This window comes from Niastella populi (genome assembly GCF_002078015.1).
Classification (GTDB): Bacteria; Bacteroidota; Bacteroidia; order Chitinophagales; family Chitinophagaceae; genus Niastella; species Niastella populi.
Genome location: NZ_LWBP01000218.1, coordinates 1 through 14,371 on the forward strand (window position 1 = coordinate 1; position 14,371 = coordinate 14,371).

7 protein-coding genes and 1 tRNA gene are annotated in these 14,371 nt (G+C 42.9%); 4 read left to right on the forward strand and 4 right to left on the reverse strand.

Annotated elements, in window-relative coordinates; translation table 11 throughout:
• The first annotated feature begins 234 nt into the window (after nt 1-234).
• Both A4R26_RS28390 and A4R26_RS28395 read left to right on the forward strand, forming a co-directional pair.
• Nucleotides 235-1,974 carry a DUF8201 family protein gene (locus tag A4R26_RS28390; protein WP_081169921.1) on the forward strand — a complete coding sequence of 580 codons (1,740 nt, stop codon included), beginning with the start codon at nt 235-237 and terminating at the stop codon, nt 1,972-1,974.
• A 10-nt stretch (nt 1,975-1,984) separates the two neighbouring features.
• Entirely contained in the window at nt 1,985-3,676 is a 1,692-nt protein-coding gene (locus tag A4R26_RS28395) for an LIC_10190 family membrane protein (protein WP_081169922.1), read from the forward strand.
• A gap of 253 nt (nt 3,677-3,929) precedes the next feature.
• On the opposite strand, the gene porU2 is transcribed toward A4R26_RS28395, so the two are convergent.
• Both porU2 and A4R26_RS28405 read right to left on the reverse strand, forming a co-directional pair.
• Nucleotides 3,930-9,044, reverse strand: coding sequence for a putative type IX secretion system sortase PorU2 (gene porU2 / locus A4R26_RS28400; RefSeq protein ID WP_081169923.1), 5,115 nt, complete (start codon nt 9,042-9,044; stop codon nt 3,930-3,932).
• Between the two features lie 37 nt (nt 9,045-9,081).
• Nucleotides 9,082-10,191, reverse strand: coding sequence for a putative type IX sorting system protein PorV2 (locus A4R26_RS28405; RefSeq protein WP_081169924.1), 1,110 nt, complete (start codon nt 10,189-10,191; stop codon nt 9,082-9,084).
• Nucleotides 10,192-10,520: 329 nt separating this feature from the next.
• Between A4R26_RS28405 and tyrS the strand changes: the two genes are divergently transcribed.
• Nucleotides 10,521-11,798 (forward strand): tyrosine--tRNA ligase, encoded by a 1,278-nt coding sequence (gene tyrS / locus A4R26_RS28410; RefSeq protein WP_081169925.1) that lies wholly within the window; start codon nt 10,521-10,523, stop codon nt 11,796-11,798.
• A 61-nt stretch (nt 11,799-11,859) separates the two neighbouring features.
• Here the strand turns inward: tyrS and A4R26_RS28415 are convergent, their stop codons facing one another.
• Nucleotides 11,860-13,176 carry an aminotransferase class V-fold PLP-dependent enzyme gene (locus tag A4R26_RS28415; RefSeq protein WP_081169926.1) on the reverse strand — a complete coding sequence of 439 codons (1,317 nt, stop codon included), beginning with the start codon at nt 13,174-13,176 and terminating at the stop codon, nt 11,860-11,862.
• 148 nt (nt 13,177-13,324) lie between these two features.
• On the opposite strand from A4R26_RS28415, the gene A4R26_RS28420 reads away from it, so the two are divergent.
• Nucleotides 13,325-13,395: transfer RNA gene (locus tag A4R26_RS28420), tRNA-Gln, on the forward strand.
• Between the two features lie 70 nt (nt 13,396-13,465).
• Here A4R26_RS28420 and A4R26_RS28425 read toward each other — a convergent pair.
• Nucleotides 13,466-14,371 (reverse strand): glycoside hydrolase family 43 protein, encoded by a 906-nt coding sequence (locus tag A4R26_RS28425; protein ID WP_081169927.1) that lies wholly within the window; start codon nt 14,369-14,371, stop codon nt 13,466-13,468.

A 14,371-nucleotide genomic window follows, 5' to 3' on the forward strand; every position in this document is an offset into this window, starting at 1 on the left:
TTAAATAGAACAGTCTTTTTAACAATAATTCAATTCGGTACTTCATATAATATACAGCAATAACTATTAAACCTCCCAAAATAACGCTTTTTACAAAGCAATCCATAGATATTATACTCCTTTGTTTATATTCCCTATAATAGCTATAATTGTGGCAAAAATAGGCGCCTCCTGAACGGGCCGCGTCTTTTAACAGCCTGCAGCGGTCCTTTTAAATATATAAACTCCCACTTTATGCTATATCTGGCATTGATGTACTGCATCATTTCGCTGGCCTGTTTATTTGCGGGCATACTAGCATATGCTTTGTTGTCATTCTTGGGTATAGTTAATAACACCCCCGCAGAAAAACCCCTGGTTTTTTATGCTATTACAGGTTTAATCTTTATTACCGCCACAGGACAATGGCTTGTTCTTTTTTGCCCATTGAATATATTCTCAACGCTTGCGGTATTAGCCAGCCTCTCGCTATGCTGCCTGGCTTTGAAAAAAAGGATACAGCACCGGTTGGCTCCTGTTATTGCCAGCTTACGAAAATTGTCTGCCATATCGCTGGGCATCGCCGGCATTCTTTTTTTTATGATCCTTACCCTGAATGCCGGCCCTGTTATTATGGATGATACAGAAAGTTACCACATACAGAATATAAAATGGATACAGGAATATGGCACAGTTCCCGGACTTGCCAACCTTCATATCCGTTATGGCTTTAACAGTTCATGGTTTATTGCAATCGGCCTTGTTTCTCCTGCAATGACCGGGGTCAACACTTACGAAGTATTAAACGGACTGCTGTCATGTTGGCTTTGTTTTTATTTTATTGAAAAGATAAACCCGCTATTCACCGGTAAAATATCTGTTCTTTCAAATATCCAATACACAGGCATTCTGACGCTTCTGATGCTGACATTGTTCACCTGGCCAATGATAAGAGGTAATGCAACCACAGCCAATTACGACTTCATTACCACCTGTTGCGTTGTTATTCTGTTGATAGAATCAATATACTACTCCCGGTTTACCAGCTTTGAAGAATGGATATTGTGGCCTTTCTTTTTATTTACGATCCGCATTATTAACTATCCTTTGTTGCTTTTATCAGTTCCCATACTGTGGCAATGTATAAAAGAAAAAAAATGGCGGTATATAGCCGGATATGTTTCAATTGGATTAATAACAACTGCACCATTTCTCATCCGTAATGTAATATTATCCGGTTATGTTTTTTTTCCAGTTTCCCAGATTGACCTGTTTGCTGTTAATTGGAAAGCAAGTAAAAAAGTTACAGAAGCGTTGGCTTCTTATATTAAATATTTTAACCGGGTAAACAACATGCATCAATCAATCGAAATAACCAGATCCTACTCCTTTCCCTCCTGGATACGACTTTGGTACAAATACCTCTTTCTGTATGACAAACCGGTTGTAACCCTCTCACTGGCAGGTTATTCGTTTTCCATACTAAAATGGAAAGTAATCAGGAAGAATTTTAATATACACGCTCAGTGGATGGTTCTCGTCCTGACATTCCAACTAATTTCATGGTTCTTTGTGGCCCCGGATCCGCGATTTGCCTATGGACCTCTCCTGGGAGGCATCGCTTTATTTTTTGTTTTGATCAAACCGGTTACAGTAAGCTTCCTGTCAAAAGCCGTTCTTAAAACCTCGGCATCCATTTTAACTGCCGGTTGTTTAATTTATATAACTCACAAAATCGTTATTAATCCTGCTTATCGAAACGGCGTTTTGCCATATCCATTACCGAAGCCTCCATTTGATGTGGTAAAGATTGATAACATTACTTTGAAAATACCTCATAAAATACTTAATAACCAAACAGCCAGGTGTTATGACACCGACCTACCCTGCCTGTATTTTGTTCAACCTGCACTCAGGGCGAGAGGTAAAGTTATCAGCGACGGGTTTTACCTTCAAAAAAACATACCTGTTATCACAACCGGAGAGAGATACTAAAAACTAGCAAATGCTTCTTACACTGTTTTCGTGGATATACATTTCTGCTATTTGCCTGATCTGGGGAAATATAATGCTGAGCCCGTTTAATAAACTTATATCACCAGGCAATGAACCGGCCCCTCCAATAATATGCTTAACCGGCCTGGCAGGCATTGGTGTAATTTCATTGGCCGAGTCAGTATTCATGCCGCTTTCGTTAGCTGCACATCTCTCCATCATTGTGTTTGCAATATCCTATCTCCTAGTTCCAACTAACAGAAAACAAATAATTCAACAACTCACTTTGATCAGAAGCATCAACCGCTTGCCATTGCTTTTGTTTACCCTTTGTTCGCTGTTAATACTTGTCATGGGCACTTACGAAATAATTCACCCTGACACCTTATCATACCATGCACAGGCTATTAATGTAATGGAAAAATATAAGGCCATTCCAGGACTGGTTCACTTACGTTATGAAACAGCCATGACGAGTATGTGGTTCTCGGTACAGGCAATTTTCAGATTTAACTTTATACATCATAACAATTACCTATTTCTCAATGGATGTGTGTTGTGTTGGTTCTTCCTTTTTATATGCCTTAAATTAACATCTCCTGACAACATTCAGTCCGAGGCAAAAGGAAAAACAAACTACCAACTCACCAACTGGATACTTTTATTAATTTTCACAAGCATCTCATGGACACAAATTCGGCTAACAGCGGTATCTGCCAGCCCTGACTTCATCACAACTTTATACATCTGGGCTGCGTTCTATTCGTTTTTACAAACCAGGGCAAACAACAATCGTGTATACACATATCTTGCTGTTTTATTTTGCTGTACCGCGATTACCATAAAATTATCGGCCATTGCCATTGCCTTACTGCCTATGCTGATCGTTTGCAAACTTTTTACTCAAAAAAAGATAAAACCTGCGTTGTTAATCATCGGAAGTTCGGTTCTAATTAGCTTACCATATCTGGTGCGAAATATCATTACAACGGGCTATCCGCTGTTCCCTTCCACGGTATTTAATCTATTTAATTTCGACTGGAAACTGGATGAAACACAGGTATACGGCTTTCAACGCTATATAACAGCTTATGCAAGATTTCCAGTAGCTGGTTATGATGAGGCAGAAAAAGCATTGCAGTTGTCTGCATCAAAATGGATACCCCTGTGGTGGAACGAGCTTGTTTTACCCGACCGGTTATTGCTATGCACTATTCTGATACTGTCACTGGTTTTCCTCATAAAATTAAAAATCAACATTAGACAATCGGACTATACAAACAGATGCATACTAGGCATTGCTCTCACTGGAAGTCTGATATGGATGATGTCTGCACCTGCAACAAGGTTTGGCACCGGATTTCTTATACCATTGTGTTACAGTTTGGGCGCTGGTTTAAAAAACGTATCTTTTTTAAAAAGTTCATTTGAAGATCGAAAATTGAGTAATATTCTTACCATGCTGGTAAGCTTACTAGTGGCATTTTATATCGGTTACAGGATAATTTATTATTTTAAGCCATCGCAGATCATCCGACCTGCCGGCGTAAAAAAAACAGTTTATACTACAACTAATTGTAAGGGAAATAGATTCTCGGTAAGCGATAACTGCAGCTTTGCTCCCGCACCGTGTTTTCAGGGCCGCTGCGAACATATCTTGCTGCGGGGAAACAGTATAACTGACGGATTTAAAGGGAAATAATATTACCCCAAATTTTCCATACCCTCCCCCTCATATATATAAAATTTCTTTCAGTATAAAAGGAATTAATGCCGGGCTTTAGTTTCACGGACTTACAATTTCTTTACTTCGAAAAACCCTCAGGGTAGCCAGGAATTTAAGGGATCAGGAATTATGAAGTAGGCATATCCTATTATGGAAGAATTTATAGGCAGGTAAAAAAAATTAAGGCTGCCGGTTCCGGCAGCCTTAATTGTATTAATATCCTGAAAAATTATCGCATCAGGTACATTTTTCCATAACCATTATTGAAATACTTATCAGTATTATCACCTGCGGCCTTATACTTGTCCATTGCCCTGCCATCCATGGAAGTTATGACCCGATACAGGTAAACTCCATTTCCAAGTTTCTGCCCATACTGATCGGTTCCATCCCACTTGTACTCTGTAATGTTTCTTCCGATATGCAATGGGCCCAGTTCATTCATTGTGATCTCTCTTACAATTTTGCCCGTTACCGTTAATATCTGAATCCTGACATTCTGTGGTATCTCACTACCAGTAATAGTAAATACAAAGGCAGTAGAAGTACTGAATGGATTGGGATAATTCAGTACGTTGGAGATCATAGGCTTGGTAATAACCTTGAAGCTAACACGATATTCAATGTCACTGGCCTTATTCCCACTTTTATCTTTTCCTTTTACAATCAACTCATATTCGTCTCCTTCGGGATTGATCTGCTTGGTGAATTGCGGTGTAAAGTCAATAGTTGCGGTATTATCCCCGCTGGTGGCAGGTGTAAATCTCAACGTATCGTTATCGTAATGATAAGTACGTATTTTATTATCGGGAAAGCGAACCTCTACACTGCCAAGAGCCGTATCTGTAAGCAACATGTATTTCGACTCATCTTTAAGTTTGATTTGAATGTGGGGTTTGGCAGATACGAGATCCCTGTTCAAAATGTGCACTCCATCAAAAGTAACATCCAGCAAAGGCCTCACTCTATCGGGCCGTACATAAAAGCCTTTATAGATAAAATTATTAAAAAGCTCATACTCAGGCTGATCATTATTAGGGTTGAAATTAACGAACAGCGTATTCGAACCAGAGTAACTAGTGGATCCAATATCAATGTTTACAGTTACAGTGTCGCCGGTAATAATTGGCTTATGCCTTCCGAGATACACAACATGGGTAACATTGCTTTGGTCCACAACTGTAGCTCTTACCAATACACTGTCAAACGACTGTTTGCTTACATTCTTAAAGGCTATGCCAAACCGAACCGAGTCGCCAAGATCAAATGTATCCTTCATCACCATATAAATATTAGGCGCTATCGCTCCTTCTGGTTGCGGTTCATAATGAATCCTCCAATCTTTAAGCTGGTAAGGCGTTAACGTTACAGAGTCAATGTTACGCATTCGTAGAAAAATATACGGATATTTCACTGGGTCTACCATGGATACATCCTGTACCTGCGTCCCTTTGTTCAGCCGGTAAAGAACCGTTTCATTATTATTTTTATCCACTCCCACCACATCCACAACCGGATCGTCATTAGAAGGAGTTTCTACCGACGCCCCACTCCATTTAACTTCGTACCATTTACGGGCCGGTCCGAATTTCGGCGAAGTGATGACACCTACCGTATCAGGAGTGAAGCATTCAGCGGAAAGGGTAATATGATCATTCGGCCCTTTTGAGTTAATGTAACGCATAGGGAATGTGGTATCCCCTTTCTTATAAATAAAATTAAAAGACCTCGGCACATAAAATGAATCCATTTCATAAAAGCCAGCGTAAAACAATTGGTGATACAACGATTTACCCGAACCATACAACGCGGTATCAGCCTTCCAAGCATTAACATAAACATTTAAAGGATCGGAAGTATTCGGGCGCTCGGCGCTGCCATTGTTTCTGACCATTACATAATAACCATTTGGTATAAGATCCAGAAAATCCATTGCCTGCTTTCTGGTTGCCACATCATAATAGTAGAACATGAAATTGTATTTACGCGTTGGGTCGTTACCACAAGTGTGAGAACCATATAAACCCGGAGCTCCTCCATTTTTATTAACCCATGGTTTAAATGTAACAGGATTTATCACATTTATTATAAGCTCATTAAAAGCACATCCCGGCCCCATGGAAAGGGTATCATCAAGAACGGCGCCATATGCTGTGCCCTGATTGGTAGTTGTAGGATAAACGCCGTTCATCATGTACGCAAAATGTTTGGTTTTTCCAAACGCCCATTTAAGACTATCGGCTAATGAAATATCGTCGGTGGCAGATTCCAAATGCTGATAAAAATGTGATTGGCCAAATCCATCTACAGGGGCTTTTACGTATCTGAACGAAGCATTGTTCCAATGATATAGGCTGTTACCTGTTGGCACCTGTGCAACCCTCCAGTAATATACAACACTATCCTGATAACTGATGGCCGGATCAAATTCAAGCACACCACCAACTGACGAAACAGACTTGCTCACTTTAAAAGTGGAATTAAACCGCACCGTCGTATCAATTTCCATTACATATGTATTCTGCGCACTCAATGCATTGGCTGTAGAGGCATATAATTTTTGAGAAGAATTATTTATGATAGCGTAATTGTATGGATAAACAGGCCTGGCTTCTTCTTCAAAAATGTAGAATTCTTTTGCTATCGAATTATTTGTTTCTGTTATTTCACCAACCTGATTATCAGCATCAATGGTAGCGGTGATCCTGTGCAATCCTTTATCCCTGCTGGCAATAATGGGAACCGACAACTCAACTGAATCAGCAAAACGGCTGCCGGGAATCTTTTGATCGAATAAAATCCCGGTGCTGCCATCAGGGAACTGGCGCTTTATTTCAAAGCGAATAGAATCGTTGTAAGCTTTGCCCAAATTAACCACCTTTACTTTTAGGTTAAACTTGTTTTCAGCCAGCGAAATAAATGTGGGGGTTAAATTTATCAGGTGATCTTCTATTGCATAATCGGGCTTTGGCTGCGCATTGATCATCAAAGCCGGGTCGCCATGCAAGGTCATCTGTTCAGCATGTATGCGGGAGTAAAAATCATAGGTACCTGTAGCCTGAATCATTTGCATTAAAGCATCCCTCAATGTTTCACCTAATGTTAAACCATAATCCTTAGTTGCAACGATAGAATATAATTCTGATAAATATAAGTTCAGGTAATTTACGATACCAAAGTGTGTACTGGCAACAAAGCCTATAGATCCCCGTTGTTTGGCCAGCGTAAATTTCTCTGAAAGTGTTTCATTTGCAGACAACCGCTCAGGGTAATACGTAAAGAAATCCCCAGCCTTACAGCCATTCACAAGAAAAACAGGATACTTTCCGGAATTATTATAGTTCTGCGGATTATCAATATTAAATTCCAACGTAGTTGCCGATGAGTGACCAAAATAAGTAAGGATGCTGATACCTTCAGCAAATTTCTGCGATAACCTGTCGGCGGATATGATCTCCGTAGAGTTAGTACTTGTTTTACAAAAAGTGGTTACATTCGCGCCATAGCTTGTGTCCTGAATAATACGCCGGTATGTATCCATATAATTACATAAAACAACTCCAAGGTACTGGTCGCTGGAACCGGTTACATGCACCACGTTTTTCATCCATGCACGACCATCAATGGTGTTAGGCGCGTTCTTCTGAGCAAGTTCATATTCTTTTATTTTTTCAAGGTAGTCTTCAATTTCCTTCCCACTAACCACTGATAAGCGGCCGATTGGCGTGGTAGCCACTGGTATAGCCAGGTCTTGGGCACTTAATAAATTGTCTGACCCAGGATTACCAAAAGTAGGCACCAGATTCAACTGATCGGCCATTGGATTGCCATTTGGGTAAAGCGAGGGATACTTTTGGGTTTTTTGAAAGTCGGCGTAGTTCATGCCCCGCCCAATAAGGAAAACATGCTTTACCTCCTTGAACTTCAGCCTTGCAAACCTTATAAAATTACGAACCGATAAAGGATGCATTTTTATGCCAAAAGCGAATTGATCAGTAAGCTCGTTTATATCTGCGATCAATACTTTATACGGAGCTTGTCCGGGAGCGGCGCCTGCGGCAGATTCCCGGTAAGTCTTATAATCTTCAACAGGATTGTTTCCATTACTTCCCGTATAAAGAATTGGGTTACTGATGATTATATAATCACCCTGATTGGTCGCCAATGAATAATCCCGGAAATTGCGCGTAGTATACGCACTCACATTATTGATATTAGCCCCGTCCTGGCTTACCAGCACCAGATCGCGGCTGGTATTCAAACCAGGTAGTGCAAATTTCACGGTACCGCCGGTTGAAATATCGCCCACATATCGTTCCCCGTTCTTTGTATCATACAGTATAGGCTGAACGCCGTTGTAATTAAAATTCGTGATATGAATTAAATAGCCACTGCTTCTCGCCGGCAAGGCAAATTTAAAGTTCGCCTGGTTGTTAAAATCCCAGGTACGCGGATAAGTAAGTTCAAAGAACGATACAACCATCCTGTCTGTAGGAGCAGAAGAGTTGTTTTGAAACTGAAATGTTATGGAACCTGTATTTAAAGTATTGGTAGCAACAGGCACATTGCTAACCAGATCGTTGTAATAGCTCATCACTGTATCCTTCACCTCGTTACCATTTACCCGCACTTTAATAGTACGGGTATTAAGAGCCTGACCTACAGCACCAAACTTCAGTGTACTTTGCGGACCGCTGCCATAAACATTCAGATTTGATAAGGGAGTAGAAAGAACTCCGGATGAACCTATTTCATTACTGGCAAATACCTCACCCTGATCGTATGATGATGAGTATACCGGCACCCCAACAATGGAAGCCAAACCGGCATTGGGAAGCCTGTTATTATGCAAATAGTAATTACCGGCTGTATACATAAAATACGGCTCAACCGGCAATGGGCTGCTGCCTGCATTATTGGTAACAGTGGTATACTGTATCCCGGCTCCCGTGCCATTGTTCACACTTAAAAAGTAAATGGCCGTATCGGTTTGCAAGCTCATTTTGGTGGTATGCTGGTATTCGGGTAACCGGTATAAAGCCCTGTCGGGTTTTCCATCATTCTGCTCGCCCCAGAACTCGAGGAAACCGTTACCAGGCAACGAACCGCTTGAAACAGATGGATAGAAAGGAACCCGCTCCCCATTACGCCATAGCTCAAAATTCTGCACCTGGGTACCGCCGATACCCATCGCATCGAGCAATGACTTAGGAATACGGTAAACACCGTCTCTTGCAATCTTGATCTTATAATACGTCTGCGAGTACGTTATCCATTCATTATTATACTGGGCTGTAGCAGTAAAACCTGCCACTATCAGCAACAGGGTTAAAATCTTCCTCATAATTATACAAGTTTCAGATTCCTTTCAATAGGGTAGTTTACTTTTTATTTCCCTTTTTAACCAGGTCCACTTTCAACGAAAACACATGGGTATATAACGGATTCGATTGATTTGCAAGATTGGTAAAAGCATAGTCGATGAGCACGTTCGACAACCGGAAGCCGGCGCCTACACCAGGCTGATAGATCCACACCTTCTTCGTATTGGTGATATCATCATCGTCTAGCGCCTTTTGAAAGTTGTTCACCCCGCCCCTTACGAAGAATACGTTCCTCCAGCTCACTTCCAGTCCCAGTTTGGGGTCAAGACTTACCGCATTTGAGCTCAGCACGGTGTTACGGCGGCCATCGAACGTAAGATCGAAGTTGGCTTCGGTCAACAGGTTCAGGTTCTTGTTCAGTTTGAAAGTATAACTACCGCCCAGGATCAGTTTAGGAGCGGTTAGCTCGGTTGATTTACTGGGAATGTCGTTACCGGTATAGTAAAACACTTCCCGCATCTTTTCAGGCAAACTGAATGACCACGCATTGAATGTGGTGGTAACGTCGCGGGCCATAATACCTATTTTCCATTTATTGTTCACGATCTGAATGCCGGCATCGAATCCAAAGCCCCAGGCCGTGGCCAGATCGCCGGCTTTCCGGTGAATGATCTTGGCGTTCACGCCACCGCTGATTTTACTTTTACCGGTTGATTTTATCTGCTGGGCCAGGGAAAGCAGGAAGGCATAGTCGGCCGAAGAAAATGTTGTGATATTACTATAATTGATAGAGCCGTCAGCTTCTACCAGAAATACGGTATTGGGGATATCGTCCACTGCAAACCGCAATAACGACAATCCTAAAACCTGTTTGTTATTTTTTAAGGGAATTGCGAGGCTGCCGTAATCGTATTTACCTATTCCGGCAAAGTATTCGGCATGCATCAGATTCAACTGGGGATTGTCTTTAACATTCACCAACCCGGCCGGGTTCCAGTAACCGGCGGTACCATCACTTACCGAAGCCACCTGCGCGCTGGCCATGGCCAGGCCACGGGCACCGGCCCCGATATTCAAAAACTCATTAGAATATTTACGGAACTGGGCATAGGAAAACTGCTGTAGCATTAACACCACCAGGGTAACGTAAAAACGGGTCCTTTTCATTGATCCAATTTTCGAAATAAGCAACTTGATGTATAAAGACTATTTCTTTAGGATATTGGCTGCACCCGTCGGCAAAAGCGAGCTAAACTAAGTTGAAATTGAAGCCGTTCAGAAAACAGGCCGGGGCCAGCACTTTCAAACGATTTTACAATTAAAATATTGCATCTTTCAGGCAAAGTTGCGGTAATCCGTACATTTGCCTAAATCATTGATTTACTACATATAACCCAGTATCGAACAGCGGGTGAAGTTATGTAGGCCGCACAAATGTAAAACCTTTGCGCGGGCATTGGTAAAACTATTTATTATTCGTTTAATGTCAATATAATATGAACTTGGTAACAGAACTACAATGGCGGGGTATGATCCAGGATATTATGCCCGGGACCGAAGATCAGCTGAAAAAAGAAATGACCTCCGGTTATATCGGTTTCGACCCCACGTCGGACAGTTTACACATAGGCAGCCTCGTACCTATCTTGTTACTGGTACACATGCAAAAGGCCGGTCATAAACCCATTGCCCTTGTCGGCGGCGCTACCGGAATGATCGGCGACCCATCGGGTAAAAGTGAAGAACGTAACTTTTTAAGTGAAGACCAGTTGCAGAAGAACCTCGACGGCATCAGGAAACAGCTGGAACAATTCCTCGATTTTGATGCTTCAAAACCCAACGCGGCCGAGATGGTCAATAACTACGACTGGTTTAAGAACATTTCCTTTATCCAGTTCCTGCGCGACGCGGGTAAACATATAACCGTAAACTATATGATGGCCAAAGACAGTGTGAGAAAACGCATTGAAGGTGAAACAGGCATCAGCTACACTGAATTTGCATACCAGTTAATGCAGGGGTACGACTTCTACTGGTTATTCAAGAATAAGAACTGCAAACTGCAAATGGGTGGCAGCGACCAATGGGGTAACATTACTACAGGCACTGAATTCATTCGCCGTAAAGCGGGTGGCGAAGCTTTTGCATTGACCTGCCCGTTGCTTACCAAAGCCGATGGCGGAAAATTCGGTAAAAGTGAAAAGGGCAATGTGTGGCTGTCGCCCGAAAAAACATCACCATACGAGTTTTACCAGTTCTGGTTAAACGCAGCAGACGCGGATGCAGAAAAATGGATAAAAATATTTACGTTCCTCTCCAAAGAAACCATTGAACAGTTGATCGAAGCGCATCACAAAGATGCAGCGGCCCGTCTGTTGCAGAAAACCCTGGCAAAGGAAGTGACTGTTTTTGTGCATGGCGAAGCAGGTTACCAGGAAGCGCTTGCTACTACCGAAAAAACATTCGGTAAACAAAACGCGCCCGCCGAATCGCTTACGCTGGAAGACCTGGAAACAATGGATGGCGTAACCAAATTCGATTATGAGTTAACGAAAGTTAATACCGGTGTCGATGTGGTAACTTTCCTCGCCGAAACAAAGATCTTTCCCAGCAAAGGCGAAGCCCGCAAAATGGTGCAGGGCGGCGGTGTAAGCATCAATCGCCGGAAGGTTGAAGATGTTCAATTAACAGTTGATTCATCATTGTTACTGCATGGAAAGTATCTGTTAGTGCAGAAGGGAAAAAGAAACTATTACCTGGTAATGGCAGTTTAAAATACTAATATAATCAGAAGTCCGGAAGGTAATCCAATAACCCTTCCGGACTTTTAATTGCCTATTGCTTACCACCTCTGTTCTTTGCATATGCATGAATACCTTCAACCAGTACATCCAGTTGTTTAGTGGTAGTATATACGTTGGGCGTAATACGAACGCCCTGAATGTTCTCATGCTGCACGTTGGTGCTATGGATCTTATAATTGTTCCAGAGAAATAATTCAAGGTCACCCGGCAACAGCTTTGGCAGGTTCAGGTGTACCAGGCCAATGCCGCAACCAAAACCCGGTTTCATGGACGTTCCCAATTTGATATTAGGAATGTCCTTCACTCTTTCCATCCAGTAATTCTTCAGGTACATCAGCCGTTGTTCTTTGCGTCCGGCGCCGATCATTTCATGAAATTCAATAGCCTTGCCTACAGCCTGTTCAATAAAGAAAGGGCGGGTGCCGAGGTGTTCAAATTTACGAATATCATCAATATCCGGTTCCGGCGCCGCAAACAATGGATATAGTTTTTTGACCTTCTCTTTTTTTACATATAACATCCCTACCCCAATGCAGGCGCTAAGCCATTTGTGCAGGCTGGTTCCAAAATAATCGGCCCCCAGATCAGGAATGGTGTATTCAAAATGCGCAAAGCTATGTGCCCCGTCAACGATCACCTCTATCCCCTTTTTATGCGCTGCATCGGCAATGGCACGTACCGGCATGATCTGGCCGTTCCAGTTGATGGTATGGGTCAGCTGCACCACTTTTGTTTTGGCGGTAAAGGCTTTTGCATAAGCATTTACCAGGTAACCGGTGTCTTCGCTGGGAAGTTCCAGGTTCAGCCAGATCAGTTTTACGCCATCGCGCTGTTCGCGTTGTTTCCAGGCGTTCATTACATTGGGATAATCCTGTTTTGAAAGCACCACTTCATCGCCCCGCATCAGGGGCAGGCCGAAAATGATGGTTTCAAGCGCTTCGGATGCATTTCGTTGAATGGCAATTTCTTCGGCATTACAGCCGGCCACCCGGGCCAGGTTCTGGCGAAGGGGTTCACGGCCCTGGTCGAGGATCCGCCACATAAAATGGCTGGGCGTTTCGTTGCACAGATCAAAGTACCGTTTCATGGCTTCCTGCACCGGTTTAGGCGAAGGCGCCACGCCGCCATTGTTTAAATTGATGATGTAGGGCGAAACGGTGTATGATTGTTGAATGTAGGACCAGAAATCTTCATCGGACGCCAGCTGATCGGGCGGTTTGGAACCGGCCGTTTCCAGGGCGGTTTGCAGGTTGCGGCTCCATGCCGGCTGCGTGATAGACGACAGTAAGGTCCCTGCCGAAAAGGCTTTAAGGGTGTGTAAAAATGAACGGCGATTAAATGTGCTCATGTGACTGAATTTTAACAAGGTTGTTTGGCCTTTTAACTGAAAACCAGTGAAAAAAAATCTGATGAAAAATAATGAATTTATGGCATTTTCATTTGGGGAAAAGAACAGAACCCCTTACTTTTGCACTCCTTTCTAAAAGGAACCAGGCTGCCCGATAGTATAATGGTAGTACGACAGATTTTGGTTCTGTTTGTCTTGGTTCGAATCCAGGTCGGGCAACAAAGGCCTCGCACGAAGTGCGGGGCTTTTTTCATTTTGGCAGCGATCCGGGCCTGCTCGGGTGAGCACCTTACCCTGCAGCCGCTATCCCTTCACTCGTCATTATAATTTTCTTAATAGTTCCATCCTCATTAAAATCTAAATAATCAATACATACCGACCGGCGATGGCTGCCGCCTTCGGGCAGTGCGCCATTATGATAAATGAAGTAGGTTTTTCCTTTGTAATCAAGTATGGCTGGCGAATTCGTTTTACAGTTGCCGGCAATTTCATTGATAACGCCTTTGAATTCCCAGGGCCCATCGATGCTCCGGCTCATAGCGTAAGCCACCTTCTCGGGAAAATCGTACCCATACAACAAATAATACCAACCGTTACGTTTATAGATCCAGGCGCCTTCGGAGAATTCAGGCAGATCGATCTTTTGTACAGCGCCATCAAGCTCCTTCATATTCTCTTTCAGCTTTACATAATAACATTGCGAATTGCCCCAAAACAAATAAGCCTGTCCATCATCATCTATCAGCACGGTGGGATCGAGATTGATCTTGTTTTTACCGGGCACACCAATGGTTTCATTGGTGATAAGCGCTTTTCCAATGGCATCAATAAACGGCCCTTCCGGTTTACCGGCCACAGCCACCCCAATAGCTTTGCCTGGTATGGAACCGTGCGACACGGCTACATACCAGTAAAATTTCCCGTTGCGTTCTATCACCTGTGACGCATAGGCGCCACCCTTCGCCCAGGCAAAATCAGTTGCCCGCAATGGCACGGGATGCTCTTCCCAGCGAACCATATCGGCAGAAGAAAAACAAAGCCAGTCTTTCATCACATAATCCTCTACACCTGCCGGCGGCTCGTCATGACCCGTATACAAGTATACGGTGCCGTTGTATTCAATAGCGGCCGGATCTGCCGTATACTTATGTCTTATAACCGGGTTACCAGATCCGTTAATTTCTTTTATTGCCAT